The sequence below is a fragment of the Enterobacter sp. UPMP2052 genome, assembly GCF_053709675.1.
The window spans coordinates 17,724-44,146 of record NZ_JBSKJR010000009.1 but is presented as its reverse complement, the minus strand read 5'-3'; the positions used below and the strand labels follow the sequence as shown (position 1 = coordinate 44,146).

The following is a 26,423-nucleotide window of genomic DNA, read 5'->3' as shown; positions in this document are numbered from 1 at the left end:
AATAATGCCGTATACACCGATGAGCGATCTTGGACAGCAGGGCCTGTTTGACATCACACGCACTCTTTTACAGCAGCCCGATTTAGGCTCGCTGAGCGATACCCTGACGCGGCTGGTCAGGCAATCAGCGCTGGCGGACAGCGCCGCTATCGTGCTCTGGCACAGCGGGACCCAGCGGGCGAGCTACTACTCAACGCGTGATAACGGCAAAGTCTTTGAATATGAGGATGAAACCTACCTCGCCCACGGCCCGGTGCGGCGTATTCTTTCCCGTCCTGAAATCCTGCACTGCAGCGCTGAAGAGTTCCGCCAGGCCTGGCCGATGCTGGCGGATAGCAATATCTATCAGCCTTTCGGCCATTACTGCATGCTCCCTCTGGCGGTGGAAGGCCATATTTTTGGCGGCTGCGAGTTTCTGCGCACTACTGACCAGCCGTGGAGCGAGGCGGAATATGAGCGTCTGCACACCTTTACGCAAATTGTCGGCGTGGTGGCGGAGCAGATCCAGAGTCGCGTCAACAATAATGTGGATTACGATCTGCTGAGCCGCGAGCGCGACAACTTCCGTATTCTGGTGGCGATCACCAACGCCGTGCTGTCGCGCCTGGACATGGACGAGCTGGTCAGCGAGGTTTCAAAAGAGATCCATCACTACTTCAAAATCGACGCTATCAGCATTGCGCTTCGGGGCAATCGTAAGGGAAAACTCAACATTTACTCCACGCACTATCTGGATGAGGCCAACCCGGCGCACGAGCAGAGCGAAGTGGACGAAGCGGGCACCCTGTCCGAGCGGGTGTTCAAAAGTAAAGAGATCCTGCTGCTCAACCTGCACGAGCGTGACGTGCTGGCCCCCTACGAGCGGATGCTGTTTAACACCTGGGGCAATAAAATCCAGACGCTATGCCTGCTGCCGTTGATGTCGGGCAATACCATGCTTGGCGTGCTGAAGCTGGCGCAGTGCGATGAGGGCGTATTTACCACCGCCAACCTCAAGCTGCTGCGCCAGATTGCCGAACGTATCTCCATTGCCCTGGATAACGCCCTCGCCTATCAGGAGATCCATCGCCTGAAGGAGCGGCTGGTGGATGAGAACCTCGCCCTGACCGAGCAGCTCAATAACGTGGACAGCGAGTTTGGCGAAATCATTGGCCGCAGTGATGCGATGTACAGCATCCTCAAGCAGGTTGAGATGGTGGCGCAGAGCGACAGCACGGTGCTGATTCTGGGCGAGACGGGTACCGGGAAAGAGCTGATCGCCCGGGCGATCCACAACTTAAGCAACCGCAACAGCCGCCGGATGGTGAAGATGAACTGCGCCGCCATGCCTGCGGGTCTGCTGGAAAGTGACCTCTTCGGTCATGAGCGCGGCGCCTTTACCGGGGCCAGCAGCCAGCGGCTGGGCCGGTTTGAGCTGGCAGATAAAAGCTCGCTGTTCCTCGACGAAGTGGGCGATATGCCGCTGGAACTGCAGCCTAAGCTGCTGCGTGTGTTGCAGGAGCAGGAGTTTGAGCGCCTCGGCAGCAACAAGCTTATCCAGACGGACGTGCGGCTGATTGCTGCCACCAACCGGGATCTTAAAAAAATGGTCGCCGACCGCGAATTCAGAAGCGATCTCTACTATCGCCTGAACGTCTTCCCGATCTGCCTGCCCCCGCTGCGCGAGCGCCCGGAAGATATCCCTCTGCTGGTGAAAGCCTTTACCGCCAAAATTGCGCGGCGGATGGGGCGCAACATCGACAGCATTCCGGCAGAGACGCTCCGCACGCTCTCGGCGATGGAGTGGCCGGGTAACGTCCGCGAACTGGAAAACGTCATTGAGCGAGCGGTGCTGCTCACGCGCGGCAACGTGCTGCAACTCTCCCTGCCGGAGGTTTCTCTGCCTGAAACGACCATAAGCGCAGCCGAGATGGCGAAAGAGGGAGAAGATGAATACCACCTTATTCTGCGCGTGCTAAAAGAGACCAACGGTGTGGTCGCCGGGCCGAAAGGTGCAGCCCAGCGTTTAGGGTTAAAACGCACCACCCTGCTGTCGCGCATGAAGCGCCTCGGGATTGATAAAGAGAACCTGATGTAAGTCCGCACTCCGGCGGTGTTACTCTGACACCGCCTTTCGTCACCCTGCGCAATTGTCCCTCATTGACACAAAATCCTTTCCTCTGTATAAAATTCCGCCTTAATAATGAGTTTCATTTGCATCAAAAAATAATATTAATGAAGGGTAGCGTTTAATGAAAAAGGTCATCTGCGCGTTGGGCCTGGCGTTTGCGTCGGTCAGTTCTGCTCTGGCAACCACATATCCTCTGACCATTGAAAACTGTGGTTATAAAGAGACCTTCACCAAAGCGCCGGAACGCGTGGTGGCCCTGGGTCAGAATACCGTCGAAATTTTGCTCCTGCTCGGCCTGGAAGATAAGGTGAAGGCCAGCGCCTTCTGGCCAACCAAAGTGTTGCCGCAGCTGGCTGAACAGAACGCAAAAATCCAAACCCTGACGGTAGAAATCCCGACCCTTGAATCCATCCTTTCGCAAAACCCTGATTTTGTGCCTGCGCAGCTTCCCCTGTTACTCGGACCTGAAAGTAAGGTGGCGAAACGTGAAGATTTGGCCACGGTCGGTGTGAACAGCTACGTGTCACCGGGCATGTGCGCCACCAAAAAAGCCGCAGGTGATATGTACGGCAGCCGCCAGAAGCTGTGGGACATGACCTATCTTTATAAAGAGATTGAGGATTTCGCCAAAATCTTTAACGTGGAAGATCGCGGTCAGGCGGTGATTGCCGATTTCAAAAAACGTGAAGCTGACCTGCGCCAGGAGTTTGGTAAAAACAAAAAAGACCTCTCCTTTGTTTTCTGGTTCTCAAGCTCCTCTCCTTCGGCTGATGCCTATGTCGGCGGTAAAAACAGCGCCTCCGGTTTTATTGCTAACGTGCTGGGCGGGCACAACGCCATCACCTCCGAAACCGAATGGCCCACCGTGGGCTGGGAAAGCATTATTGCCGCTAATCCGGATGTGATTGTGGTTTCCAGCCTGGATCGCAACCGCTGGGCGCTGGATAACGCGGAAGAAAAAATCAAGTTCCTGAAAACCGATCCTGCCGTCAGCCAGCTGGATGCCGTCAAAAAAGGCCATATCGTGGTGATGGACGGCCAGGCGATGAACCCGACGATCCGTACGATTTACGGTGCTGAACAGGTGGGTGAGCAGCTCAGAAAACTGGGGCTGAACTGATGACAGCCGCTGTACTTCAGGCCCGCCAGGGCCTGTTCCTGACCACGTCTGCTCTGCTTGCCGTTGTATTGTTGTTTCTGGTGATCGCCCTCGGCGTCAGCGTCGGTGAGCTGTCCATCCCGCTTAATAACATGTTTTACGCCATCAGCAACAGAATGGGGCTCACCGAGGTTCCGCTCAACCGCATCTATGAGAGCGTAATCTGGGACTTCCGCCTGAGCCGTGCGCTGGTCGCAGCCTGCTGTGGTGCGGGGTTAGCCATTTGCGGTGCCGTATTGCAGAGCCTGCTGAAGAACGCCCTGGCGGAGCCCTACGTGCTGGGCGTCTCTGCCGGCGCGTCAACGGGTGCGGTTTCCGTCGTGGTGCTGGGAGTGGGGACCGGGGCCGTTTCGCTCTCAGCGGGTGCCTTCGCGGGGGCATTCGCCGCGTTTGCATTTGTCGCCTTTCTGACGAACGGCGCGCGCGGCGGCAATGAACGCACCATTCTTGCAGGCGTGGCAGCCTCTCAGCTGTTCAACGCCATTACCGCCTACACCATCAGTACGTCTGCCAGCGCACAGCAGGCGCGTGATGTGATGTTCTGGCTGCTGGGCAGTTTCAGCGGCGTACGCTGGCCTGAATTCCAGGTGGTGCTGGTTGTCGTCCTGACAGGGTTAGCCGTTTGCCTTTACTATTCCCGGGCGCTGGATGCCTTTACGTTCGGTGACGACGCAGCCGCGTCTCTGGGTATTGCCGTTCCCTGGGTGCGCCTGGCGTTGTTTATCACGACCGCACTGATCACCGCGACGATCGTCAGCATGGCGGGCTCTATCGGCTTTGTGGGGCTGGTGGTTCCGCACGTCATGCGTTTCCTGTTCGGGCCGCTGCATCGCACCCTGCTGATTGCCAGCGCGCTGGCCGGGGCGATCCTGATGGTGCTGGCAGACATTGCCTCGCGCATGCTGATTGCGCCGCAAAGCCTGCCCGTCGGCGTAGTGACCGCGCTGGTCGGTGTGCCTTTCTTTGCCGTGATTATCTACCGTTCAAGGAATAAGTGATGAGTATCTGCGCTGAAAATATCACCTGGAAGGTCGGCAAAAAAGTTATCGTCAATGACGTGTCACTGAAGGTTTCCCGGGGGGAAACCGTTGGGCTGCTGGGCCCAAACGGCTGCGGAAAGTCGTCTCTGTTGCGTATTCTGGCGGGACTGCGTCGCCCGGATGCGGGCAGCGTGACCCTGGACGGACAGGACATTTCCCGCATCGCCAAAAAGCAGCTCGCCCGCCGGGTCGCATTCGTTGAGCAGCACGGGATGACCGACGCCAACATGCGCGTGCGCGACGTGGTTAAACTCGGGCGTATTCCGCACCACTCCCCTTTTTCTAACTGGAGCAAGCAGGATGACGACACCGTCACCGCGGCCCTGCAACGTGTGGATATGCTGGACAAAAGCGACCAGGGCTGGCTAAGCCTGTCCGGCGGAGAGCGTCAGCGCGTTCACATCGCCCGTGCGCTGGCCCAGACCCCGACGGAAATCCTGCTGGATGAACCCACCAACCACCTGGACATTCATCATCAGATACAGCTGATGCATTTAATCAGCGAATTACCCGTGACCAGTATTGTCGCCATCCACGATCTCAACCACGCCTCGATGTTCTGTGACTCGCTGATTGTGATGCAGAAAGGGCAAATTGTGGCGACGGGAACCCCGCAGGACATTTTATCCGAGTCGTTGCTCTGGGATGTCTTCAGAGTCAAAACCAAAATTGAGATATCGCCGTTCCATGGCAAAAAGCACATTCACTTTATCGTGTAGGGGCGAGTAAACCACAATGCCCCTTCGCCCTGCCACCACGCTCTGGCCGCCCGTTTTACTGGGTAGCCAGTTTGTTTTTAACATCGGCTTTTACGCCGTTGTTCCTTTCCTTGCGATATTCCTGCGCGACGACATGCTGCTTTCCGGCGGGCTTATCGGGCTGATTCTGGGTCTGCGCACCTTCTCACAGCAGGGGATGTTTATCGTTGGGGGCGCACTCTCAGACCGGTTTGGCGCGAAAGTGGTCATCCTGAGCGGCTGTATTGTGCGTGTTTCGGGTTATCTGCTGCTGGCTTTCGGGAGCACTTTGTGGCCAATCATTCTGGGTGCCTGCCTGACGGGCATCGGCGGTGCACTATTCTCCCCTTCGATTGAGGCGTTGCTGGCAAAAGCGGGCACGCACAGTGAGGCGAAAGGGAAACGAAGCCGGGCGGAGTGGTTTGCGCTGTTTGCGGTCTGCGGGGAACTCGGCGCGGTACTGGGCCCGGTTGCTGGTGCCCTGCTGACGGGGCTTGGCTTCCGCCAGGTGGCGCTGGCAGGTGCCGGGGTGTTTATTGTTGCGTTAGTGGTGCTCTACTTCTGCCTCCCTGCTTCTGACCTCCGTTCACAAACGCTGAAAATACAGCCCTGGTGGACAACGTTCCGCCAGCCTCGTTTCGTCGCCTTTATCATTGCCTATAGCTCGTGGCTGTTAAGCTACAACCAGCTTTATCTGGCGCTGCCGGTAGAGATCCAACGGTCTGGCGGTAACGAGAAAGATCTCGGCCCGCTTTTTATGCTCGCCTCCGTGTTGATCATTACTCTACAGCTGCCGCTGGCACGCTTCGCCCGCCGCGTGGGCGCGGTGAGGATCCTGCCGGTAGGCTTTTTGCTGCTGTCTGCCGCCTTTGCGAGCGTGGCGATGTTTGTGGCGACTGAACCGCCGGAGGGCTGGTGGCGGCTACTGCCGTCAGTCTCATTGGTAACGCTGCTGACGCTGGGACAGATGCTGCTGGTACCCTCGGCTAAAGATCTCATTCCGCGGTTTGCTGAGGAGTCCACGTTGGGGGCGCACTACGGCGCACTCTCCACTGCCGGAGGCATTGCGGTACTTGCGGGAAATTTGTTGTTTGGCAGTCTGCTGGATCGCGCGCTGGTGCCCTCACCCCAGGCGATTTACCCCTGGCTGCTGCTGGCCCTCTTCCCGTTATGCAGCGCACTGGCCCTGAACGTGATTTGCCGTCCGCTAAGACGCTGAACGACTCACTTTTTCGGGCGATACTTTTCCGGTAATTCCGGCACCGGACGACGATCATCAATCAGATGACGAACGGTCAGGATGGGGTGACGCCATAACATGCGCGGGCCGGCCCAGCGCATTATCTGCTTCATCTCTTCACGCTTTGCAGGCTGGTAGCAGTGTACCGGGCACTGTTTACAGGCAGGCTTTTCTTCACCAAAAACACACTTGTCCAGACGCTTGTCGGCATACGCCCTGAGCGCCTGATAGTGCCCCTCTTCCTGAGAAGCCTGCGGGCACTGCTTCTCAAACAACGCGATCATTTTGGCGATCGTCTCTTTCTCTCGTGCGATACGTTTACCGGACATGGACAATGACCTCATATAAAGTGCATCCATAATACCTCTTTGCGCGTCGTTTTTCAGTCGTTGCATTTTATTTTCTGAAGACGCCTTCCAGTATTAAAGCGGCCAGACGGGTCAAACACTGGTATTTTATACAGGCAATGAGAACGCCCGTTGCCCAACTTTTTCGGAGGCCGTATGCAAGAGATCGTCATCACCCAACCCTATCGCCATTTAAAAGTGGGCTATTTCAGAAAGCGCCACGAGGATCGCCGAACCAAAATCCCGACGCGCTATAGCGTCCATGCCGCCCTCAGCCTTAAGGGCGACTGGCTGGAAAAAGCCGGATTTACCACCCATTCGCAGGTTCGGGTGGGCGTGGCACACGGGAAAATCATCATCGAACTGATGCAGGAAGGCGCCTCGTAAAGTCGCGACTTTTTTCTGCGCCGCGCCATTTTTTCATGCGACAATAGAGGAAACCTACGGCCAACGAGCCGCGTAAAGACCATTATTATCAAAGAAATGGATATCATAACTCCATGAGCACAATCGACAATTTCGACGCACATACGCCGATGATGCAGCAGTATCTGAAGCTGAAAGCGCAGCATCCGGAAATCCTGCTGTTTTACCGTATGGGCGATTTCTACGAGCTGTTTTATGACGATGCCAAACGTGCATCGCAGTTGCTCGACATTTCGCTGACCAAACGTGGCGCATCGGCAGGTGAGCCGATTCCGATGGCGGGTATCCCGCACCATGCCGTGGAAAACTACCTTGCGAAGCTGGTGAACCAGGGTGAATCCGTCGCGATCTGCGAGCAAATTGGCGATCCGGCCACCTCGAAAGGCCCGGTTGAGCGCAAGGTCGTGCGCATCGTCACACCGGGCACCATCAGTGACGAAGCCCTGCTCCAGGAGCGCCAGGATAACCTGCTGGCGGCCCTGTGGCAGGACGGCAAAGGGTTTGGCTACGCGACGCTGGACATCAGTTCCGGTCGTTTCCGCCTGAGCGAGCCCGCCGACCGTGAAACCATGGCGGCCGAGCTGCAGCGCACAAACCCTGCGGAGCTGCTGTACGCCGAAGACTTTGCAGAGACCTCGCTGATTGAAGGTCGTCGCGGCTTACGCCGCCGCCCGCTGTGGGAATTCGAAATTGATACCGCACGCCAGCAGCTGAATCTGCAGTTTGGCACCCGCGACCTGATTGGCTTTGGCGTTGAGAATGCACCGCGCGGCCTGTGCGCCGCAGGCTGTCTGCTGCAGTACGTCAAAGACACCCAGCGTACCGCCCTGCCGCACATCCGTTCGATTACGATGGAACGCCAGCAGGACAGCATCATCATGGACGCGGCAACGCGCCGTAACCTTGAGATCACCCAGAACCTGGCGGGCGGCGTCGAGAACACCCTCGCCTCGGTGCTGGACAATACGGTGACGCCGATGGGCAGCCGTATGTTGAAACGCTGGCTGCATATGCCCATTCGCGATACCCATACGCTTGTCTGCCGCCAGCAGACGATTGCCGCGTTGCAGGATCGCTACACCGAGCTGCAGCCCGTCCTGCGCCAGGTGGGCGATCTTGAGCGTATCCTTGCCCGTCTGGCATTGCGTACCGCCCGCCCCCGCGATCTTGCGCGTATGCGTCATGCTTTCCAGCAGTTACCGGAACTGCGCGCTCAGTTAAGCGACATTGACAGTGCACCCGTCCAGAAACTCCGTGAAACGATGGGCGAATTTACCGAGCTGCGCGAGCTGCTTGAGCGCGCCATTATCGATGCGCCGCCGGTTCTGGTGCGCGACGGGGGGGTCATTGCGCCGGGCTACAACGAGGAGCTGGACGAATGGCGCGCGCTGGCTGACGGTGCAACGGACTATCTCGACAAGCTTGAGATCCGCGAGCGCGAACGCCTGGGCCTCGATACCCTGAAAGTCGGCTATAACGCGGTACACGGCTACTTCATTCAGATCAGCCGTGGGCAAAGCCACCTGGCCCCTATCCACTACGTACGTCGCCAGACGCTGAAAAACGCCGAGCGCTACATTATTCCTGAGCTGAAAGAGTACGAAGATAAAGTTCTCACCTCGAAAGGCAAAGCGCTGGCGCTGGAAAAGCAGCTGTATGACGAACTGTTCGACATGCTCATGCCGCATCTCGGCGACCTGCAGCTCAGCGCGGGCGCGCTGGCAGAGCTGGATGTGCTGGTTAACCTGGCAGAGCGTGCGGAAACGCTGAACTACACCTGCCCGACCTTCATCGACAAACCGGGCATTCGCATTACCGAAGGCCGCCACCCGGTGGTGGAGCAGGTGCTGAACGAACCGTTTATCGCTAACCCGCTGAACCTGTCGCCGCAGAGAAGAATGCTGATCATTACCGGTCCGAACATGGGCGGTAAAAGCACCTATATGCGCCAGACGGCACTGATTGCGCTGCTCGCCTACATTGGCAGCTATGTCCCGGCGCAGCACGTCGAGATTGGCCCAATAGACCGCATCTTTACCCGCGTGGGCGCGGCGGACGATCTGGCAAGCGGTCGTTCAACCTTCATGGTGGAGATGACCGAAACCGCCAACATTCTGCATAACGCGACGGAACATAGCCTGGTGCTGATGGATGAAGTTGGGCGCGGAACCTCCACCTATGACGGACTGTCGCTGGCGTGGGCGTGTGCCGAAAGCCTGGCGAATAAAATCAAGGCGATGACGCTGTTTGCCACCCACTACTTCGAGCTGACGCAGTTGCCGGAAAAGATGGAAGGCGTAGCAAACGTCCACCTTGATGCGCTGGAGCACGGGGACACCATTGCGTTTATGCACTCAGTGCAGGATGGCGCAGCAAGCAAGAGCTACGGTCTGGCGGTTGCGGCGCTGGCGGGTGTGCCAAAAGAGGTGATTAAGCGCGCGCGTCAGAAGCTGCGTGAGCTGGAAAGCCTGTCACCGAATGCTGCGGCAACGCAGATTGATGGCACACAGATGTCGCTGTTGGTGCCTGCGGAAGAGACCTCTCCGGCTGTTGAAGCGCTGGAGAACCTCGATCCGGATTCCCTGACGCCACGCCAGGCGCTGGAGTGGATTTATCGGTTGAAGAATCTGGTTTAGTTCTCGGTTTTTATTGCCGGGTGGCGGCTTCGCCTTACCGGGCCTACAAAACCTTCAAGCCCGGAAAGCGGTTACGCCTCCGGGCTTATTTTTACAACAACGGCGGGATCGTCGGCACCTGCGGCGCGTCGTCAATATCCTTCTGCGTCATACGGAACGCTTCGGGATAATGCTCGCGACTGGTGCGGCGCAGGGGTTCGGTATCGCGCCAGGTATACAGGCAGTGCTGGCACTGGTAAACGGTCCAGACATCTTTCACCGGCGATGTCGCCATCACTTCGATATGCTCATCAGCACAACGTGGACAAATCATCATTTCCTCCTTATTGGCGCGCGGCCAGCATCGCGGTCAGTTTTTCAGCCCAGGCTTTGGTTTCAGGCAGATCCTGTACCGGCTGGCTATAGTGGCCGCGGTTATCCGGCGCGACGGGGGTGGTGGCATCAATAATCAGCTTGTCGGTGATCCCCGCCGGGCTGGAGCCAGGGTCAAGTTCAAGCACCGACATATTCGGCAGTTGCACCAGATCGCCTGCCGGATTGACCTTGGATGACAGCGCCCACATCACCTGCGGCAGGTTAAACGGATCGACGTCTTCATCGACCATAATGACCATCTTCACATAGCCGAGGCCGTGCGGCGTGGTCATGGCGCGTAATCCGACCGCGCGGGCAAAGCCGCCGTAGCGTTTTTTGGTAGAGATAATCGCCAGCAGGCCGTGGGTGTACATGGCGTTCACCGCCTGCACTTCCGGGAACTCCGCCTTGAGTTGCTGATAGAGCGGCACACAGGTCGCCGGGCCCATCAGATAGTCAATCTCTGTCCACGGCATGCCGAGGTAAAGAGATTCGAAAATCGGTTTGGTGCGGTAAGAGACTTTATCAATGCGCACTACCGTCATGTTGCGGCCACCGGAGTAGTGTCCGGTGAACTCCCCGAACGGTCCTTCGATTTCGCGCTTGCGGCCTTCAATAACCCCCTCGAGGATCACTTCAGAGCCCCACGGCACGTCAAAGCCGGTCAGCGGTGCGGTGGCGATCGGGTACGGGCTTTCGCGCAGGGCGCCCGCCATTTCGTACTCGGACTGATCGTACTTCAGCGGCGTGGCGCCCATCAGGGTGATAATCGGATCGTTGCCGAGGGTGATCGCAATCGGCAGATCTTCGCCGCGCTCCTCCGCCTTATGCAGATGCAGCGCGATATCGTGCATCGGCACTGGCTGCAGCCCCAGCTTGCGCTTGCCCTTCACTTCCATGCGATAAATGCCGACGTTCTGTTTGCCGAAGTGGTCCGGGTCGAGGGGATCGCGTGACACCACGCAGGCTTTATCCAGGTAGAATCCCCCGTCGCCGTCGTTCAGACGAAACAGCGGCAGAATATCGAACAGGTTAATGTCTTCTCCGTCCACCGTGTTCTCGGCCCAGGGCGGGCTGGCGCGGCGCTCCGGTGCAACCGGGAAGTTATCCCAGCGACGGATAAATTCGTCGATCTGCTTTTTCACCGGCGTATTGGGGGGAAGCCCCAGCGAAATGGCGTGGTTCTGCCACGAGCCGATGGTGTTCATCGCCACGCGGGCATCGTTAAAGCCACGAATGTTATCGAACCACAGCGCGGGCGCGCCGTCCCCGATGCGCCCGGTGGCGTTGGCGGCCGCCGCCAGATCCGGTTCGGCGTTAACCTCTTCCTCTATTTTCAGCAGTTGCCCTTGCTCATCGAGCGCCTGCAGGAAGCTTCTCAAATCATCAAATGCCATTTTTATTCTCCTGTGAAACGTGTTTCGCCTCCTGCAGACCGTTCCAGCGGCGGGCCTTTTTGTGCTCCAGACCAAACTGGTCAAGCACGCGGGTCACAATATGCTGGGTGATGTCATCAGCGGTCTGCGGGTGGTTGTAATACGCCGGCATGGGCGGGACCATTGCGACGCCCATGCGGGAAAGCGCGAGCATGTTCTCAAGGTGGATAGTGCTGAGCGGCGTCTCGCGCGGGACCAGCACCAGCTTGCGCCCCTCTTTCAGCACCACGTCTGCCGCGCGTCCGACCAGCCCTTCGGCGTAGCCCGCGCGGATCCCGGCCAGCGTTTTCATGCTGCACGGGATGACGATCATGCCGTCGGTACGAAACGAGCCTGAGGAGATGGTGGCGGCTTGATCCGCCGGGCTGTGCACGACGTCTGCCAGCGCGGCGACGTCCTGCGCGGTATAGGGGGTTTCCAGCTCTATCGTCGTTTTCGCCCACTTCGACATCACCAGATGCGTCTCTACGTCCGGCATCTCACGCAGCGCCTTGAGCAGCGCCACGCCCAGTGGAGCACCCGTCGCCCCCGTCATCCCAACAATCAGTCTCATTTATCACCTCTCAACCATTTGTTCGCATACGAACATAATGCTTACGCTACTCCCGGATTGGCTTTCTGACAAGATCGTTCGCACACGATCACATTAATTGCTAAAAAATGATGCGTTAAAATCCCGGGCAAACGGGGCTATCATAGGGGGAGAATTTTTTCGTCGGAGTGTTCATGGACCTAAGACAAGAGGCGTTTCACCTGTTACGTCAGCTTTTTCAGCAGCATACCGCCCAGTGGCAGCATGCCCTCCCGAAACTGACCAAGCCACAGTATGCGGTGTTGCGTTCGATTGCCGAGCATCCGGGGATTGAGCAGGTGGCCTTAACCGAAGTGGCCGTGAGCACCAAGGCGACGCTGGCGGAGATGCTGAGCCGCATGGAGTCCCGGGGTCTGGTAAAACGCGAGCACGATCCTGCCGACAAGCGTCGCCGCTTTGTCTTTTTAACACCGGAAGGCGAGGCGCTGCTCGCGCGCTGTCAGCCCGTCGGGAATGACGTGGATGAGGCGTTTTTAGGCCGCCTCAGCAGGGAAGAACGGGAGCAGTTCTCGGCGCTGATCAAAAAAATGATGCACAACTAGTTCACCCGGGCCCGCATAAAATCAATAAACGTGCGCACCTTCGCCGAAACATGCTGGGCATCAGGATAGACAGCATAGATGCCCTGCAGCGCAAAAGTGTATTCCGGCAACACCGGGACCAGTTGCCCGGTATCGAGCGCGTTTTGTACCAGCCACGCGGGCAACAGCGCCACACCGCTGCCGGCCAGGGCAAAGGCCATCAGCGCCTGCGCGCTGTCGGCGTATAAGCGCGGGGCTTTTTTTATCTCCAGCACAACAGTTTCACCGTCCGCCTTACGCAGCTGCCAGCGCAGCGGTGAAGCGAGACGTTCATGAATGATCCATTCGGCCTGCGCCAGCGCCTCTGGCGAATCCACGGGATGGGCGTGCAGCCACGCCGGCGACGCCACGGGCAGGATGGCAAAGTGCGAAATCAGCGCGGCGTGATAGCGCGAATCTGCTAGCGTCCCGAGCCGGATGGCGACATCAAAACGTTCTGAAATAAGATCCCTGTGCAGCGAGGATGACACCAGCCGCACGCGCAGCTCCGGGTGCAGGAGGCTAAACTCGGCCAGCAGGGGCACCACCACTTTCGCCCCATATTCCGGTGTGCTGGTAATGCGCAGTTCCCCCGTCAGCCCGGCATGGTTGGCGCGCACATCATCCGCGAGACTCTCCGCATTTTTAAGCAGCGCCAGGCTTCGCTGATAGAACAGCTCCCCGGCTTCGGTCAGGCGCAGACGGCGGGTGGAACGCAGCAGCAGCGTGACGCCCAGCTCATCTTCAAGCTGGCGAATATTAAAACTGACAACCGCTTTCGTTAGCCCAAGGGCGTCAGCGGCAGCAGTGAAGCTTCCGCTCTCGACCACCGCCACAAACATCGCCGTGCGCTGCAAATTCAACATGCTGAGCCTTTTCACTGTCAAAATTTTTTTGACAGTATATCGCGCTTTATCGCGTTTATCTGCGCCTCACCGACCGCTACGATACGCCCTCACTGGAGGAGTTCCCATGACGTATCGCACCAGGGTCGCCGTTGTGTTTCTGCTCGGCTTTTTTCTCGACCTGATTAACATGTTCATCGCCAGCGTGGCCTTTCCTGCGATGGGCCAGGCGCTACACGCCACGCCCTCCGCGCTTGCGTGGGTCAGTAATGGCTACATTGCCGGGCTGACGCTGGTCATCCCGTTCAGCGCAATGCTGGCGCGCCTGCTTGGGGCCAAACGCCTGATCCTGCTTTCGCTTTTTGTTTTTAGCGCCGCATCTGCCGCCGCGGGCCTGGCGTCGACGCTCGACAGCCTGATCGCCTGGCGTGTAATTCAGGGGCTTGGCGGCGGATTGCTGATACCGGTTGGGCAGGCGCTGGCGTGGCAGCAGTTTAAGCCGCACGAACGTGCCAGGCTCTCCTCGGCGGTCATGCTGGTGGCCCTTCTGGCACCGGCATGCTCGCCCGCGCTGGGCGGCGTGCTGGTTCAGACGCTCGGCTGGCGATGGATTTTTTTCGCTACCCTGCCCGTTGCCGCACTCGCATTTGTCCTGGCCGGGCTGTGGCTTCGCAACGAAAAGCCGCAGCAGACCCTGACAAGGCGGTTACTTCACCTCCCGCTGCTGAAGGATCCGCTGCTGCGCTTCTCCATGCTGGTCTACCTGTGCGTTCCCGGCACGTTCATCGGCGTGAACGTGATGGGCATGTTTTACCTGCAAAGCATCGCCAGGCTGACGCCTGCCGAAACCGGGGCGCTGATGCTTCCCTGGTCACTGGCCTCTTTTGTGGCCATCACGGTAACGGGGCGCTACTTCAACCATACCGGCCCACGGCCGCTCATCGTGCTCGGCTGTCTTTTGCAGGCTATCGGGATGGGGCTTCTTATCGGTATCGGGCCAGATACCCCGTTCACGCTGCCGGTGCTGGCGTTTACCCTGATGGGCGCGGGCGGTAGCCTGTGCAGCAGCACGGCGCAAAGCAGCGCGTTTTTGACAATCCCGCATGATGCGATGCCGGACGCCAGTGCGCTGTGGAACCTTAATCGTCAGCTGAGCTTTTTTCTGGGGGCGCTGGTGTTAGCCGCGCTGCTTAGCCTGGCGCAGCGCTACCTGCCGCCACTTACGGCGTGGCACGGTATCTTTCTTTTTGCCGCAGGCGTAACGTTACTGCCCCTGCTGGCCGTTATTCGTCTTAACAATGCGAAGGTGCTGAGGCAACTTCAACAGGAGAACGTATGACCCCCTACGAAACCGAAGTTATTGATCTTCACGTTGCGCTCGAACAGTGGCTGGGAGAGGGCGAAGGCGACATTAACGCCCTGCTCGCCCGCTTTCGCCCGGACTTTATGATGATTCCCCCGGGCGGTACGCATCTGGATCATGCGGCGCTGGTCAGCTTCCTGGAAAACCAGCGCGGTAGCCGCCCCGGCCTGAAAATAAGGATCGACATGCTCACCACGGTTAAGCAGTGGGACGGTGGCGCGGTGCTGCACTACCGGGAGACGCAAACCCGTCCGGATTGCCCCGTCAACGTGCGCGGGTCAACCGCGGTGCTTAATCAGGAAGGAAATACGGTGAGCTGGCGGCTGCTGCACGAAACCGCACAGGCGTAGCGCAAAAGAAAAAGGCCCGTCTCACGACGGGCCTTTTTTGACGAAAGGGTGCTTATTCGCGGAACAGCGCTTCGATATTCAGACCTTGCCCCTGCAGGATTTCACGCAGGCGACGCAGACCTTCTACCTGAATCTGACGAACACGTTCACGGGTCAGGCCAATTTCGCGGCCGACGTCTTCCAGTGTTGCAGCTTCATACCCCAGTAAACCGAAACGACGTGCCAGCACTTCACGCTGTTTGGCGTTCAGTTCGAACAGCCATTTGACGATGCTCTGTTTCATGTCATCGTCCTGCGTGGTGTCTTCCGGGCCGTTGTCTTTTTCATCGGCCAGGATGTCCAGCAGCGCTTTCTCGGAGTCGCCACCCAGCGGGGTGTCAACGGAGGTAATGCGCTCGTTGAGACGCAGCATACGGCTTACGTCATCAACCGGTTTATCCAGTTGTTCGGCAATCTCTTCAGCGCTCGGCTCGTGGTCCAGTTTATGGGACAACTCGCGCGCAGTACGCAGATATACGTTCAACTCTTTGACGATGTGGATCGGCAGTCGAATCGTACGGGTTTGGTTCATAATAGCCCGTTCGATGGTCTGACGAATCCACCAGGTTGCGTAGGTTGAGAAACGGAACCCGCGTTCCGGGTCAAACTTCTCAACTGCGCGGATGAGACCTAAGTTGCCCTCTTCAATCAGGTCAAGCAAAGCCAGACCACGATTGCCGTAACGGCGAGCAATTTTCACGACCAGACGCAAGTTACTTTCAATCATGCGACGGCGCGAGGCAACATCACCACGCAAAGCACGACGTGCGAAATAGACTTCTTCTTCGGCCGTTAACAAAGGGGAATAACCAATCTCCCCAAGGTAAAGCTGAGTCGCGTCCAGCACACGCTGTGTGGCACCCTGCGATAACAGCTCTTCTTCAGCTAAATCGTTATCACTGGGTTCCTCTTCTACTAAGGCTTTTTCGTCAAAAGCCTCTGCTCCGTTCTCATCAAATTCCGCATCTTCATTTAAATCATGAACTTTCAGCGTATTCTGACTCATAAGGTGGCTCCTACCCGTGATCCCTGGACGAGACACCCTGGCTTGCATGCCTCGTCAATTTATCGCTGCGGCAAATACTGCAGCGGGTTTACGGATTTCCCCTTGTAACGAATTTCAAAATGCAAGCGTGTAGAACTGGTTCCGGTGCTACCCATGGTAGCGATTTTTTGCCCCGCCTTAACTTCTTGTTGTTCCCGGACCAGCATAGTGTCGTTATGGGCGTAGGCACTCAGATAATCATCGTTATGTTTTATGATAATAAGATTACCGTAACCGCGCAGCGCGTTACCGGCATACACAACGCGTCCGTCTGCGGTCGCGATGATAGCCTGTCCCTTACTTCCTGCGATATCGATCCCTTTGTTACCCCCCTCTGAGGTGGCAAAGTTCTCGATAATCTTGCCATCAGTCGGCCAGCGCCATGCTGAGATAGGCGAACTGGACGTCATACTGCTGGCAGTCGGTTCGGTAGAGCTAACCACAGGTGCCGTTACCGGTGCTGTGACAACCGTCGCAGTACCTTTATTATTCGGCAACATTTTGTTAGCACTCTGATCACCTGAGTCCTCAGAATACGTAATTACCGGTTGCGAAGCAACTACCGTGCTGGTTTTTTGTGCAGGTTTAACACTGTTATTTTGCGCCGTTACGTCTGCAGCAGAAACGGTATTACCCGGCGTTAACGGTTTGCCGGTTGCATTGCCGACCTGCAGCGTTTGGCCCACTTCCAGTCCATACGGGGCCTGGACGTTATTGCGCTGTGCCAGATCGCGGAAATCGTTCCCGGTGATCCAGGCAATATAGAACAGCGTATCACCGCGCTTCACGGTGTAGGTGCTGCCGCCGGTATAGCTTCCTTTCGGAATGTTCCCATACTGGCGGTTATACACTATGCGGCCATTTTCGGTCTGCACAGGCTGTTGTACTGGCTGAATCTGCGTTGGCTGCGTAACAGGCGTCTGAACCGGCTGAATTTGTGGTGTTTGCTGCGCCGCCGTATTGCCCATCTTAGGCGGTGGCGTGATCAACATTCCGCTGGACGTGTTGCCCGAGCCGCTGCTGCCGCCCACGGAGGAAACAGGTGCAGGTGGATTATTTGAATTTGAACAGCCCGCCAGCCAGAGCGAAACCAGTGATAATGCCGCAACACGGCTGATGGTGAATTTAGGGCTTCCCGCGCTCATTTATCCCCCAGGAATGTAATGACTTTTAGTGACGAAAAATAACCGTGACGGCACGAACCTTTCGCGCCACACCATACGCTGTATTTGCCTTAATAAACCTGGAAATTTCCGAGTCTCAGGCCAGCTCCCCTTTCACAAGAGGCACGAAGCGCACGGCTTCCACGGTATCGATAATAAACTCGCCGCCGCGTCGACGAACGCGCTTTAAAAGCTGATGTTCGTCCCCGACGGGCAAGACAAGAATCCCGCCTTCATCCAGCTGCGACAGAAGCGCGGCGGGAATTTCAGGCGGTGCTGCCGTAACGATAATGGCGTCGAACGGGGCGCGAGCCTTCCAACCCTGCCAGCCATCACCGTGTCGTGTCGAAACATTATGTAAATCAAGTTGTTTCAGGCGACGACGCGCCTGCCACTGCAACCCTTTAATGCGCTCAACGGAGCAAACATGGTGCACAAGGTGCGCCAGAATGGCCGTTTGATATCCCGACCCGGTGCCAATCTCCAGCACGCGTGATTCTGGCGTCAACTCCAGAAGTTCCGTCATGCGGGCCACCATGTAGGGCTGCGAAATCGTCTGGCCTTGTCCGATAGGCAACGCCACGTTTTCCCAGGCTTTATGTTCAAACGCCTCGTCGACAAACTTCTCACGGGGAACCTGAGCAAGCGCCTCAAGCACATGCTCGTCCGCGATCCCCTGAGCGCGTAACTGTTCCAGAAGAGTTTGTACACGTTTGCTTACCATTGCGCGTTCACTCCGACCCGATCCAGCCAGTCCGATACCACATCATGCGCGCTGTAAGCGGTTAAATCTACGTGCAAAGGGGTAACGGAAACATACCCTTCATCAACGGCCGCGAAGTCGGTATCGGGTCCCGCGTCGCACTTGTCGCCAGGCGGTCCAATCCAGTACAGCGTGTTCCCGCGCGGATCTTCCTGCGGGATCACCTTATCAGCCGGATGGCGGCTGCCGCAGCGCGTCACGCGGATGCCTTTGATCTCGTCGAGAGGCAAATCAGGGACATTGATGTTGAGGATGCGCCCGGTGCGCAGCGGTTCGCGGCCAAGTGCGCGAAGAATGGAGCAGGTCACCGCCGCCGCCGTGTCGTAATGGGTATAGCCATTCAGCGACACCGCCAGCGCCGGGAACCCCAGATGACGCCCTTCCATTGCCGCCGCGACGGTACCGGAGTAGATAACGTCATCGCCGAGATTAGGCCCGGCATTGATACCCGATACCACGATATCCGGACGTGGGCGCATCAGCGCGTTCACCCCCAGAAAGACGCAGTCGGTCGGCGTGCCCATCTGCACGGCAATATCGCCGTTATCAAAGGTAAACGTCCGAAGCGACGATTCCAGCGTTAAAGAGTTAGACGCGCCACTGCGGTTACGATCGGGAGCCACGACCTGCACATCCGCAAATTCGCGGAGGTGCTTCGCCAGCGTCTGAATACCTGGCGCATGGATCCCGTCATCGTTACTCAGCAATATTCGCATAATCACCCGACGTGTTGATAAGTTCCCTGACAACACTGGTGGCAAAACTGCCTGCCGGCAGCCAGAAGCGCAACTCAACGGTTACGTCATCCCACCAGTTCCAGCTCAGCTGTTGCGGATAGAGCAGCATCGCACGGCGTGCTGCCTCGACCTTTTCCCGCACCAGCAAGGATTGTAATTCCGGCGCATCCGCGACGGCAGCCTGTTCTGCGGCCAGCGCGCTCTCCTGCGTTCCCCAGTCGCCCTTGCCGGGCAAGGCTGCGGTAATCATCAGCGTTTTGGCGTCCACGCGCGCCTGGACATCGGCCAGCTCTTCAGCCGTTGCCACAAACCAGCTCCCGCGCCCCGCTAATTGTAGCGCATCGCCGACAACAACTTGATTCGCGTCCGGTTTTTTCAACCGCTCGCTCACCATCTGATTAAACAACGCACTGCGGGCCGCAGACAACCAAAAACTGCGTTTATTCCTGTCGCGTACCGGCGCATCGCTTTGCGCCCAGCGCAGTGCGCCCTGCAGGTTGCTGCCGCCAATGCCAAAGCGCTGCGCGCCAAAGTAGTTCGGCACGCCCTGCTCGCGGATGGCGTTCAGCCGTTTTTCCACGTCATCGCGGTTTGTAACTTCGCGTAAAATCACCGTGAACGCATTGCCTTTCAGCGCGCCCAGCCGCAGCTTGCGCTTGTGGCGGGCGTACTCCAGCACTTTACAGCCTTCAAGCTCAAATTGGCTTAAATCGGGCATGGCATTGCCCGGCACACGGGCGCAGATCCACTGTTCAGTAACGGCATGTTTGTCTTTCTGCCCGGCGAAGCTCACTTCACGGGCGTGAATTTTCAGGAATTTTGCCAGCGCATCGGCGACGAAACGGGTATTGCAGCCGTTTTTCAGGATGCGAACCAGAATATGCTCACCCTCGCCGTCCGGCTCAAAACCGAGGTCTTCCACCACCACAAAATCTTCCGGACTGGCTTTCAGCAGGCCGTGGCCCTCGGGTTTTCCGTGCAGCCAGGTCAGGTTATCGAAGTCGGTCATTTTGCCGCCTTCACCAGCAGCGCCACCGCTTCACAGGCAATGCCTTCGCCGCGACCGGTAAAGCCGAGCTTCTCGGTGGTGGTCGCTTTGACGTTGACATCATCCATGTGGCAGCCGAGATCTTCGGCGATAAACACGCGCATCTGTGGAATATGCGGCAGCATTTTAGGGGCCTGGGCGATAATGGTCACGTCAACGTTGCCGAGGGTATATCCCCTGGCCTGGATGCGACGCCAGGCTTCGCGCAGCAGCTCGCGGCTGTCCGCCCCTTTAAATGCCGGATCGGTGTCCGGGAACAGTTTGCCGATATCGCCAAGCGCAGCGGCACCGAGCAGCGCGTCCGTCAGGGCATGGAGCGCGACGTCGCCATCAGAGTGCGCCAGCAGACCTTTTTCATAAGGAATGCGTACGCCGCCAATGATAATTGGGCCTTCTCCGCCAAAGGCGTGTACATCAAAACCGTGTCCAATTCGCATTATGCCTTCTCCTGAGGGGTCGAACGGGTAAGATAAAATTCCGCGAGCCGTAAATCTTCCGGGCGCGTGACTTTGATATTATCAGCGCGGCCTTCGATAAGCTCAGGGTGGAAACCGCAATACTCCAGCGCAGAGGCTTCGTCCGTAATGGTCGCACCTTCTTTGAGCGCCCGCGTCAGGCAGTCATGGAGTAATTCACGGGGGAAAAACTGCGGCGTTAACGCGTGCCATAAATCGACGCGTTCAACGGTATGGGCGATAGCCTGCTTGCCCGGTTCGGCGCGCTTCATGGTGTCGCGCACCGGGGCGGCCAGAATGCCACCGACGCGGCTGGTTTCGCTAAGCGCCAGCAGGCGCGCCAGGTCGTCCGGGTGCAGGCACGGGCGCGCGGCGTCATGCACCAGCACCCACTGCGCGTTTCTGGCGGCCTGAATGCCAGCCAGCACGGAATCGGCGCGTTCGGCACCGCCATCAACAACCGTAATCTGCGGATGATTTGCCAGCGGCAGCTGTGCAAAACGCACATCGCCCGGGCTGATTGCGATAACGACGTGGGCCACACGCGGGTGCGCCAGCAGCGCCGCCACGGCGTGCTCAAGGATCGTTTTATCGCCAATTGAGAGATACTGCTTGGGACATTCTGTCTGCATGCGCCGGCCAAAACCTGCGGCCGGCACCACGGCGCATACGTCCGAAAAAGTTACTGCCATGTCGTAATCCTGGGCCTGATTATCGATTGTTTTGTGCTGAGCCCTGATTGCGTTTAGACGCATCCGGAACCAGACGATAAAAGGTTTCGCCCGGCTTAGTCATACTGAGTTCATTGCGTGCGCGTTCCTCAATCGCCTCCTGACCGCCATTGAGGTCGTCAATTTCAGCAAAGAGTTGATCGTTTCGCGCCTTAAGTTTGGCGTTTGTTGCCTGCTGTGCCGCGACGTCATCGCTCACCCGGCTGTAATCGTGCAGTCCGTTTTTACCGAACCACAGCGAATATTGCAGCCAGACCAGCAAAGCCAGCAACAGCAGCGTTAGTTTACCCATCCTGCCCCCTGAAAAACGGCATCCTCATCCCAAAACGCCCCTGGACTCTACGCCGGGGTCACAGAGATGCCGCAATATCGCGGGCAAATGTACCACATTTTTTTTGCAGAATCGCCCTGCACAATATCGTCATACTGTTGGTTACGGTTTGAATTATGGCTGAAGTTAGCCCATGAGCCACAAAAATAACAGGCCAAACATCAGGACCACCGTCACAATCGTGACAACGGTGCTGTACAGCAGTTTGCCATTGAGCAGGGAGTGCAGCGCAATGCCGACCACCACCGCGACAGGCATCAGCGCCAGGAAGAAAGGCCAGGTGTAGAGGAAGAAGAACAGCGTGTTACCGCCGTAGATGAGAAACGGAATTCCCAGCGCCAGTAGCCACGAGACGAAGCCGACGAAAGCCCCAGGAAAGGACCAGGTCGTCTCGTCGTCGGTGGTTAACGGCTCCGACCCGGTGGTGATAATGTAGTTTTCACTGTTACGCATAGCTAATCCTGTGACCGTGACTCATCGTTCGGGAAATCGGCTCCCGAACGATACCGCCTCAGGATCTGATAATATCGTCCCGCCTGAGCAGGTCTAATAATTGGCTTACTAAATTTGTTACCAATTGTTGACCATCCAGATGAATCTCTGGGGAATCAGGCGCTTCGTAAACCGCGTCAATGCCGGTGAAATTTCGCAGTTCGCCCGCCCGCGCTTTCTTGTACAGCCCTTTCGGATCGCGCGATTCGCAAATCTCCAGCGGGGTATCGACGAACACTTCGATAAAGCGATGGTGCCCGACGCGCTCGCGTACCATCTGGCGCTCGGCGCGGTGCGGTGAGATAAACGCGGTGAGCACCACCAGCCCGGCATCTGCCATCAGGCTGGCAACTTCCCCCACACGGCGGATATTCTCCTTGCGGTCTTCATCACTGAACCCTAAATCACAGCACAGGCCGTGGCGCACGTTGTCACCATCCAGCAGGTAAGTGCTTACCCCCTGCTGATGTAACGCCTCTTCCAGCGCGCCCGCGACCGTCGATTTTCCCGAGCCGGACAGCCCGGTAAACCACAGCACAACCCCACGGTGGCCGTGGAGTTGTTCGCGCTGGGCAACGGTGACCGGATGAGGATGCCAGACGACGTTCTCATCGTGAGCGGCCATTACTTGCCTCCCAGCAAATCGCGCGCGCCCCAGTGCGGGAAGTGCTTACGCACCAGCGCGTTTAGCTCCAGCTCAAAGGCGCTGAATTCAGCGCTCACCGCAGCCTGCGCGTTTGGCTCTCGCACCATTCCGGCACCCACGGTGACGTTCGTCAGCCTGTCGATCACGATCAGCCCGCCCGTGACCGGGTTCTGCTGATAAGGATCCAGCACCAGCGGCTCGTCGAACGTGAAGTCCACCAGACCGATACCGTTCAGCGGCAGTTCATTGACGTCGCGCTGGGTCAGGTTGTTGATATCAACCTGATACTGAATACCGTCCACCCGGGCGCGGGTTTTCTTGCCCGCGATTTTGATGTCGTAGCTTTGCCCCGCGGTCAGCGGTTGCTCGGCCATCCACACCACGTCGACAGACGCGCCCTGCACCGCCGCCAGCGTTTCACTGACGTCAACCAGCAGATCGCCGCGGCTGATATCAATTTCGTCTTTCAGCACCAGCGTCACCGCTTCGCCAGCTCCCGCTTCCGGCAGGTCTCCATCGAAGGTGACGATGCGGGCAACCGTGGATTCCACGCCGGACGGCAGCACTTTTACGCGCTGGCCAACCTGCACGGTGCCGGAGGCGACCGTGCCCGAGAAGCCGCGGAAATCGAGGTTAGGCCGGTTAACGTACTGCACCGGGAAGCGCATCGGATGTGTCTCAACCACGCGCTGAATTTGCACGGTTTCAAGCATCTCCAGCAGCGTCGGGCCGGTGTACCACGGCATGCTGGCGCTCTGGGAGGCAACGTTATCCCCTTCGAGCGCGGAAAGCGGCACGAAACGAATATCGAGATTGCCCGGCAGCTGTTCGGCAAAGGTCAGATACTCTTCACGGATCCGGTTGAAGGTTTCTTCGCTGTAGTCCACCAGGTCCATTTTGTTGACCGCCACCACCAGATGTTTGATCCCCAGTAGCGTAGAGATGAAGCTGTGACGACGGGTCTGATCCAGCACGCCTTTACGGGCATCCATCAGCAGGATCGCCAGGTCGCAGGTGGATGCGCCGGTCGCCATGTTGCGGGTGTACTGCTCATGCCCCGGCGTGTCGGCAATAATAAATTTACGTTTCTCTGTAGAGAAATAGCGGTAGGCCACGTCGATGGTGATGCCCTGCTCGCGCTCCGCCTGCAGGCCGTCCACCAGCAGCGCCAGGTCGAGCTTTTCGCCCTGAGTCCCGTGACGCTTGCTGTCGTTATGCAGCGACGAGAGCTGATCTTCATAAATCTGGCGCGTGTCGTGCAGCAGGCGGCCGATCAGGGTACTTTTCCCGTCATCGACGCTGCCGCAGGTCAGAAAGCGCAACAGGCTTTTATGCTGCTGCGCGTGCAGGTAGGCTTCAACCCCGCCTTCATCGGCAATTTGTTGTGCAATCGTGGTGTTCATGGCGGCTCCTTAGAAATAACCCTGACGTTTCTTCAGCTCCATGGAGCCTGCCTGGTCGCGGTCAATCACGCGGCCCTGTCGTTCACTGGTGGTCGAGACCAGCATCTCTTCGATGATCTCCGGCAGCGTTTGCGCACTGGATTCCACCGCGCCGGTCAACGGCCAGCAGCCGAGCGTCCGGAAGCGCACCATCCGTTTTTTGATCACCTCGCCCGGCTGCAGGTCGATGCGATCGTCGTCGATCATCATCAACATGCCGTCACGCTCCAGCACCGGACGTTCGGCGGCCAGGTACAGCGGAACGATGTCGATATTTTCCAGGAAGATATACTGCCAGATATCCAGCTCGGTCCAGTTGGAGAGCGGGAAGACGCGGATGCTTTCACCTTTGTTAATCTGGCCGTTGTAGTTGTGCCACAGCTCCGGGCGCTGGTTTTTCGGGTCCCAGCGGTGGAAACGGTCGCGGAAGGAGTAGATACGCTCTTTGGCGCGGGATTTTTCTTCATCACGGCGCGCGCCGCCAAAGGCCGCGTCAAAACCGTATTTATTCAGCGCCTGCTTCAGCCCTTCGGTTTTCATGATGTCAGTGTGTTTTGCGCTGCCGTGCACGAACGGGTTAATGCCCATCGCCACCCCTTCCGGGTTTTTATGCACCAGCAGCTCGCAGCCATAGGCTTTGGCGGTACGGTCGCGGAACGCGTACATCTCACGGAATTTCCAGCCGGTATCAACGTGCAGCAGCGGGAACGGCAGCGTGCCCGGATAAAACGCTTTACGCGCCAGATGCAGCATTACGCTGGAGTCTTTGCCGATGGAGTACATCATCACCGGATTAGAGAACTCGGCCGCCACTTCGCGGATAATATGGATACTTTCCGCTTCGAGCTGCCGCAGGTGAGTAAGTCGTTTTTGGTCCATAACCGTTCCTTAAGCCAGAGTCACCACAGAAGAACGGAGGTTCTCTGCGTCTGTTGTATGTTGAAACCAGGCGAGCGTGTCGTGCAGTTGCACCACTTCCCCCACCACGATCAGGGCGGGCATGGGCGCGTCTTTCGCGAGGCGTGCAAGGTCGTGTAATGTGCCGGTCGCGACGTGCTGATCGACGCGCGTGCCGCGTGAAATCACGGCAACGGGCGTCGTGGCGTCGCGACCGTGCTGAATAAGCTGTTCGCTGATGTCGGCCGCTTTCATGGTGCCCATGTAGATCGCCAGCGTCTGACGGCTCTGGGCCAGATGCGACCAGTCAAACGGCGTGCTGTCGGCCTTGTAATGGCCGGTGACAAAGGTCACGCTCTGGGCATAATCGCGATGCGTCAGCGGAATGCCGGCGTAGGCCGTGACGGCGGACGCCGCCGTAATGCCGGGCACCACCTGGAACGGTACGCCCGCGTCGGCCGCCGCCTGCAGCTCCTCGCCGCCGCGCCCGAAGATAAAGGGATCGCCGCCCTTCAGGCGCACCACGGTTTTGCCCGCTTTTGCCGCCGCAACCAGCATTGCATTGGTTTCATGCTGCGCCACCGAGTGCTCACCAGCGCGTTTGCCCACGCAGATTTGCTCTGCGTCGCGGCGGATCAGCTCGCGCACGCCGTCGGTGACCAGATAATCGTAAAAGACGACATCCGCCTGCTGGATCACCTGCAGGCCGCGCAGGGTCAACAGCCCCGCATCGCCCGGCCCGGCACCCACCAGAATAATTTCCCCCTGCGCCTGCTCCGGCTGCGTCAGCGAGGCTTCCAGCACCTCCTCCGCCTCGCGTTCATTGCCCGCGGCCATCAGGCTGGCGAAGCGTCCCCGGAAGGCACGATCCCAGAATCGACGGCGTCCGTCGGTGGTTTTCACCTGCGTTTTGAGCCGCTCGCGGAAGTTCCCTGCCACCTCCGCCATCCGTCCGAGGCTTGCGGGAAGCAGCGCTTCAAGCTTTTCACGCAGCAGGCGCGCCAGCACGGGCGCATTCCCACCGGAGGAGATAGCAATCAGCAGCGGGGAACGATCGACAATCGAGGGAAAGATAAATGAGCAGAGCGGCTGGTCATCCACCACGTTGACCAGGCGGTGGCGCGCATTGGCAGCGTCGAAGACCCGGCGATTAACCGCGCGATCGTCGGTGGCGGCAATCACCAGCACCACGTTATCGAGCAGCGAGTCGTGAAAATCCTCGCCTTCGATCACCTGTATGCGCGCGCCAGCCCGCCGCAAAAAGGCAATTTTGCGTTCGGCGATCTCGCCCGAGCCAACAACCAGCACCGGACGATCTTTAATGGCAGCAAATAAAGGCAGGTAATCCACAACGCGACAGCTCAACTAAAAATGAGGAATAGAGGGACTATAGGGGGCGGTTTAGAACGAATGAAATTACGAATTGGAATGAGTAGTTA

General features: G+C 58.0%; 28 protein-coding genes. 10 read left to right on the top strand and 18 right to left on the bottom strand.

What is annotated here, in order from left to right; translation table 11 throughout:
* The first annotated feature begins 4 nt into the window (after positions 1-4).
* The 5 genes from flhA to ACWKX3_RS18915 all read left to right on the top strand — a co-directional run bounded on the left by flhA (position 5) and on the right by ACWKX3_RS18915 (position 6,265).
* Entirely contained in the window at positions 5-2,077 is a 2,073-nt protein-coding gene (gene flhA, locus ACWKX3_RS18935; RefSeq protein WP_454542215.1) for a formate hydrogenlyase transcriptional activator FlhA, read from the top strand.
* A gap of 154 nt (positions 2,078-2,231) precedes the next feature.
* Positions 2,232-3,230 (top strand): ABC transporter substrate-binding protein, encoded by a 999-nt coding sequence (locus ACWKX3_RS18930; RefSeq protein ID WP_454542214.1) that lies wholly within the window; start codon positions 2,232-2,234, stop codon positions 3,228-3,230.
* Complete coding sequence (locus ACWKX3_RS18925; protein WP_454542213.1) at positions 3,230-4,267, top strand: FecCD family ABC transporter permease; 1,038 nt, start codon at positions 3,230-3,232, stop codon at positions 4,265-4,267. Before ACWKX3_RS18930 ends, ACWKX3_RS18925 begins: the two co-directional genes overlap by 1 nt.
* Complete coding sequence (locus ACWKX3_RS18920; RefSeq protein WP_202561050.1) at positions 4,267-5,028, top strand: siderophore ABC transporter ATP-binding protein EitC; 762 nt, start codon at positions 4,267-4,269, stop codon at positions 5,026-5,028. Before ACWKX3_RS18925 ends, ACWKX3_RS18920 begins: the two co-directional genes overlap by 1 nt.
* Before the next feature lie 16 nt (positions 5,029-5,044).
* Positions 5,045-6,265, top strand: a complete 1,221-nt coding sequence (locus ACWKX3_RS18915) for an MDR family MFS transporter (protein WP_454542212.1) — start codon at positions 5,045-5,047, stop codon at positions 6,263-6,265.
* A 5-nt stretch (positions 6,266-6,270) separates the two neighbouring features.
* Here the strand turns inward: ACWKX3_RS18915 and ACWKX3_RS18910 are convergent, their stop codons facing one another.
* The gene (locus tag ACWKX3_RS18910; RefSeq protein WP_058608520.1) at positions 6,271-6,615 is read right to left on the bottom strand and encodes a nitrous oxide-stimulated promoter family protein; all 345 of its coding nucleotides are present in this window, start codon (positions 6,613-6,615) and stop codon (positions 6,271-6,273) included.
* Between the two features lie 174 nt (positions 6,616-6,789).
* Between ACWKX3_RS18910 and ACWKX3_RS18905 the strand changes: the two genes are divergently transcribed.
* Both ACWKX3_RS18905 and mutS read left to right on the top strand, forming a co-directional pair.
* The gene (locus tag ACWKX3_RS18905; protein WP_058608521.1) at positions 6,790-7,020 is read left to right on the top strand and encodes a SymE family type I addiction module toxin; all 231 of its coding nucleotides are present in this window, start codon (positions 6,790-6,792) and stop codon (positions 7,018-7,020) included.
* Between the two features lie 113 nt (positions 7,021-7,133).
* A complete protein-coding gene (gene mutS, locus ACWKX3_RS18900; RefSeq protein WP_006178215.1) occupies positions 7,134-9,695 on the top strand; it encodes a DNA mismatch repair protein MutS in 2,562 nt (853 codons plus the stop codon).
* Between the two features lie 91 nt (positions 9,696-9,786).
* On the opposite strand, the gene ACWKX3_RS18895 is transcribed toward mutS, so the two are convergent.
* From ACWKX3_RS18895 to ACWKX3_RS18885, 3 genes are read right to left on the bottom strand one after another with little or no spacing between them, the layout of a single operon-like run.
* Positions 9,787-10,008 carry a non-oxidative hydroxyarylic acid decarboxylases subunit D gene (locus tag ACWKX3_RS18895; RefSeq protein ID WP_014071539.1) on the bottom strand — a complete coding sequence of 74 codons (222 nt, stop codon included), beginning with the start codon at positions 10,006-10,008 and terminating at the stop codon, positions 9,787-9,789.
* A 10-nt stretch (positions 10,009-10,018) separates the two neighbouring features.
* Positions 10,019-11,446 (bottom strand): non-oxidative hydroxyarylic acid decarboxylases subunit C, encoded by a 1,428-nt coding sequence (locus ACWKX3_RS18890; protein ID WP_454542211.1) that lies wholly within the window; start codon positions 11,444-11,446, stop codon positions 10,019-10,021.
* A complete protein-coding gene (locus ACWKX3_RS18885) occupies positions 11,436-12,038 on the bottom strand; it encodes a non-oxidative hydroxyarylic acid decarboxylases subunit B (RefSeq protein ID WP_006178219.1) in 603 nt (200 codons plus the stop codon). Before ACWKX3_RS18885 ends, ACWKX3_RS18890 begins: the two co-directional genes overlap by 11 nt.
* A 173-nt stretch (positions 12,039-12,211) precedes the next feature.
* Here ACWKX3_RS18885 and ACWKX3_RS18880 point away from each other — a divergent pair, with 173 nt between their 5' ends.
* Positions 12,212-12,619, top strand: a complete 408-nt coding sequence (locus ACWKX3_RS18880; RefSeq protein ID WP_137272765.1) for a MarR family winged helix-turn-helix transcriptional regulator — start codon at positions 12,212-12,214, stop codon at positions 12,617-12,619.
* Here ACWKX3_RS18880 and ACWKX3_RS18875 read toward each other — a convergent pair.
* Positions 12,616-13,503 carry a LysR family transcriptional regulator gene (locus ACWKX3_RS18875; RefSeq protein WP_141114611.1) on the bottom strand — a complete coding sequence of 296 codons (888 nt, stop codon included), beginning with the start codon at positions 13,501-13,503 and terminating at the stop codon, positions 12,616-12,618. The two genes, ACWKX3_RS18880 and ACWKX3_RS18875, sit on opposite strands and share 4 nt — an antisense overlap.
* 106 nt (positions 13,504-13,609) lie before the next feature.
* On the opposite strand from ACWKX3_RS18875, the gene ACWKX3_RS18870 reads away from it, so the two are divergent.
* Entirely contained in the window at positions 13,610-14,821 is a 1,212-nt protein-coding gene (locus tag ACWKX3_RS18870) for an MFS transporter (RefSeq protein WP_454542210.1), read from the top strand.
* Positions 14,818-15,195 (top strand): DUF4440 domain-containing protein, encoded by a 378-nt coding sequence (locus tag ACWKX3_RS18865; protein ID WP_454542209.1) that lies wholly within the window; start codon positions 14,818-14,820, stop codon positions 15,193-15,195. Before ACWKX3_RS18870 ends, ACWKX3_RS18865 begins: the two co-directional genes overlap by 4 nt.
* A 52-nt stretch (positions 15,196-15,247) precedes the next feature.
* Here the strand turns inward: ACWKX3_RS18865 and rpoS are convergent, their stop codons facing one another.
* The 13 genes from rpoS to cysG all read right to left on the bottom strand — a co-directional run bounded on the left by rpoS (position 15,248) and on the right by cysG (position 26,334).
* Entirely contained in the window at positions 15,248-16,240 is a 993-nt protein-coding gene (gene rpoS, locus ACWKX3_RS18860; protein WP_013098493.1) for an RNA polymerase sigma factor RpoS, read from the bottom strand.
* A gap of 59 nt (positions 16,241-16,299) precedes the next feature.
* Complete coding sequence (nlpD, locus tag ACWKX3_RS18855; RefSeq protein WP_042321814.1) at positions 16,300-17,424, bottom strand: murein hydrolase activator NlpD; 1,125 nt, start codon at positions 17,422-17,424, stop codon at positions 16,300-16,302.
* A gap of 115 nt (positions 17,425-17,539) precedes the next feature.
* On the bottom strand, positions 17,540-18,166 hold the full coding sequence (locus tag ACWKX3_RS18850; RefSeq protein ID WP_006178229.1) for a protein-L-isoaspartate(D-aspartate) O-methyltransferase: 627 nt from the start codon (positions 18,164-18,166) through the stop codon (positions 17,540-17,542).
* Positions 18,160-18,921: a 5'/3'-nucleotidase SurE gene (surE, locus tag ACWKX3_RS18845; RefSeq protein WP_006178231.1), complete on the bottom strand. Its 762-nt coding sequence runs from the start codon at positions 18,919-18,921 to the stop codon at positions 18,160-18,162. The genes ACWKX3_RS18850 and surE overlap by 7 nt, the downstream gene beginning before the upstream one ends.
* Positions 18,902-19,951 (bottom strand): tRNA pseudouridine(13) synthase TruD, encoded by a 1,050-nt coding sequence (gene truD / locus ACWKX3_RS18840; protein ID WP_088208637.1) that lies wholly within the window; start codon positions 19,949-19,951, stop codon positions 18,902-18,904. The genes surE and truD overlap by 20 nt, the downstream gene beginning before the upstream one ends.
* Positions 19,948-20,427, bottom strand: coding sequence for a 2-C-methyl-D-erythritol 2,4-cyclodiphosphate synthase (ispF, locus tag ACWKX3_RS18835; protein ID WP_006178233.1), 480 nt, complete (start codon positions 20,425-20,427; stop codon positions 19,948-19,950). Before ispF ends, truD begins: the two co-directional genes overlap by 4 nt.
* On the bottom strand, positions 20,427-21,137 hold the full coding sequence (gene ispD, locus ACWKX3_RS18830; protein ID WP_454542208.1) for a 2-C-methyl-D-erythritol 4-phosphate cytidylyltransferase: 711 nt from the start codon (positions 21,135-21,137) through the stop codon (positions 20,427-20,429). The genes ispF and ispD overlap by 1 nt, the downstream gene beginning before the upstream one ends.
* Positions 21,138-21,156: 19 nt before the next feature.
* A complete protein-coding gene (gene ftsB / locus ACWKX3_RS18825; protein ID WP_003862095.1) occupies positions 21,157-21,468 on the bottom strand; it encodes a cell division protein FtsB in 312 nt (103 codons plus the stop codon).
* A 165-nt stretch (positions 21,469-21,633) separates the two neighbouring features.
* Positions 21,634-21,960, bottom strand: coding sequence for a DUF3561 family protein (locus ACWKX3_RS18820; protein ID WP_006178238.1), 327 nt, complete (start codon positions 21,958-21,960; stop codon positions 21,634-21,636).
* 58 nt (positions 21,961-22,018) lie between these two features.
* Entirely contained in the window at positions 22,019-22,624 is a 606-nt protein-coding gene (gene cysC / locus ACWKX3_RS18815; protein ID WP_153689474.1) for an adenylyl-sulfate kinase, read from the bottom strand.
* Positions 22,624-24,048 (bottom strand): sulfate adenylyltransferase subunit CysN, encoded by a 1,425-nt coding sequence (gene cysN / locus ACWKX3_RS18810; RefSeq protein ID WP_454542207.1) that lies wholly within the window; start codon positions 24,046-24,048, stop codon positions 22,624-22,626. Before cysN ends, cysC begins: the two co-directional genes overlap by 1 nt.
* 9 nt (positions 24,049-24,057) lie before the next feature.
* Positions 24,058-24,966 (bottom strand): sulfate adenylyltransferase subunit CysD, encoded by a 909-nt coding sequence (cysD, locus tag ACWKX3_RS18805; RefSeq protein WP_006178246.1) that lies wholly within the window; start codon positions 24,964-24,966, stop codon positions 24,058-24,060.
* Positions 24,967-24,975: 9 nt separating this feature from the next.
* Positions 24,976-26,334 (bottom strand): siroheme synthase CysG, encoded by a 1,359-nt coding sequence (cysG, locus tag ACWKX3_RS18800; protein WP_454542206.1) that lies wholly within the window; start codon positions 26,332-26,334, stop codon positions 24,976-24,978.
* Positions 26,335-26,423: the final 89 nt, after the last annotated feature.

Bases quoted from the DNA above. Each gene is read 5' to 3' on its own strand.
- flhA (WP_454542215.1), top strand. From the start codon at position 5: ATGCCGTATACACCGATGAGCGATCTTGGACAGCAGGGCCTGTTTGAC.
- ACWKX3_RS18930 (WP_454542214.1), top strand. From the start codon at position 2,232: ATGAAAAAGGTCATCTGCGCGTTGGGCCTGGCGTTTGCGTCGGTCAGT.
- ACWKX3_RS18925 (WP_454542213.1), top strand. From the start codon at position 3,230: ATGACAGCCGCTGTACTTCAGGCCCGCCAGGGCCTGTTCCTGACCACG.
- ACWKX3_RS18920 (WP_202561050.1), top strand. From the start codon at position 4,267: ATGAGTATCTGCGCTGAAAATATCACCTGGAAGGTCGGCAAAAAAGTT.
- ACWKX3_RS18915 (WP_454542212.1), top strand. From the start codon at position 5,045: ATGCCCCTTCGCCCTGCCACCACGCTCTGGCCGCCCGTTTTACTGGGT.
- ACWKX3_RS18910 (WP_058608520.1), bottom strand. From the start codon at position 6,615: ATGTCCGGTAAACGTATCGCACGAGAGAAAGAGACGATCGCCAAAATG.
- ACWKX3_RS18905 (WP_058608521.1), top strand. From the start codon at position 6,790: ATGCAAGAGATCGTCATCACCCAACCCTATCGCCATTTAAAAGTGGGC.
- mutS (WP_006178215.1), top strand. From the start codon at position 7,134: ATGAGCACAATCGACAATTTCGACGCACATACGCCGATGATGCAGCAG.
- ACWKX3_RS18895 (WP_014071539.1), bottom strand. From the start codon at position 10,008: ATGATTTGTCCACGTTGTGCTGATGAGCATATCGAAGTGATGGCGACA.
- ACWKX3_RS18890 (WP_454542211.1), bottom strand. From the start codon at position 11,446: ATGGCATTTGATGATTTGAGAAGCTTCCTGCAGGCGCTCGATGAGCAA.
- ACWKX3_RS18885 (WP_006178219.1), bottom strand. From the start codon at position 12,038: ATGAGACTGATTGTTGGGATGACGGGGGCGACGGGTGCTCCACTGGGC.
- ACWKX3_RS18880 (WP_137272765.1), top strand. From the start codon at position 12,212: ATGGACCTAAGACAAGAGGCGTTTCACCTGTTACGTCAGCTTTTTCAG.
- ACWKX3_RS18875 (WP_141114611.1), bottom strand. From the start codon at position 13,503: ATGTTGAATTTGCAGCGCACGGCGATGTTTGTGGCGGTGGTCGAGAGC.
- ACWKX3_RS18870 (WP_454542210.1), top strand. From the start codon at position 13,610: ATGACGTATCGCACCAGGGTCGCCGTTGTGTTTCTGCTCGGCTTTTTT.
- ACWKX3_RS18865 (WP_454542209.1), top strand. From the start codon at position 14,818: ATGACCCCCTACGAAACCGAAGTTATTGATCTTCACGTTGCGCTCGAA.
- rpoS (WP_013098493.1), bottom strand. From the start codon at position 16,240: ATGAGTCAGAATACGCTGAAAGTTCATGATTTAAATGAAGATGCGGAA.
- nlpD (WP_042321814.1), bottom strand. From the start codon at position 17,424: ATGAGCGCGGGAAGCCCTAAATTCACCATCAGCCGTGTTGCGGCATTA.
- ACWKX3_RS18850 (WP_006178229.1), bottom strand. From the start codon at position 18,166: ATGGTAAGCAAACGTGTACAAACTCTTCTGGAACAGTTACGCGCTCAG.
- surE (WP_006178231.1), bottom strand. From the start codon at position 18,921: ATGCGAATATTGCTGAGTAACGATGACGGGATCCATGCGCCAGGTATT.
- truD (WP_088208637.1), bottom strand. From the start codon at position 19,951: ATGACCGACTTCGATAACCTGACCTGGCTGCACGGAAAACCCGAGGGC.
- ispF (WP_006178233.1), bottom strand. From the start codon at position 20,427: ATGCGAATTGGACACGGTTTTGATGTACACGCCTTTGGCGGAGAAGGC.
- ispD (WP_454542208.1), bottom strand. From the start codon at position 21,137: ATGGCAGTAACTTTTTCGGACGTATGCGCCGTGGTGCCGGCCGCAGGT.
- ftsB (WP_003862095.1), bottom strand. From the start codon at position 21,468: ATGGGTAAACTAACGCTGCTGTTGCTGGCTTTGCTGGTCTGGCTGCAA.
- ACWKX3_RS18820 (WP_006178238.1), bottom strand. From the start codon at position 21,960: ATGCGTAACAGTGAAAACTACATTATCACCACCGGGTCGGAGCCGTTA.
- cysC (WP_153689474.1), bottom strand. From the start codon at position 22,624: ATGGCCGCTCACGATGAGAACGTCGTCTGGCATCCTCATCCGGTCACC.
- cysN (WP_454542207.1), bottom strand. From the start codon at position 24,048: ATGAACACCACGATTGCACAACAAATTGCCGATGAAGGCGGGGTTGAA.
- cysD (WP_006178246.1), bottom strand. From the start codon at position 24,966: ATGGACCAAAAACGACTTACTCACCTGCGGCAGCTCGAAGCGGAAAGT.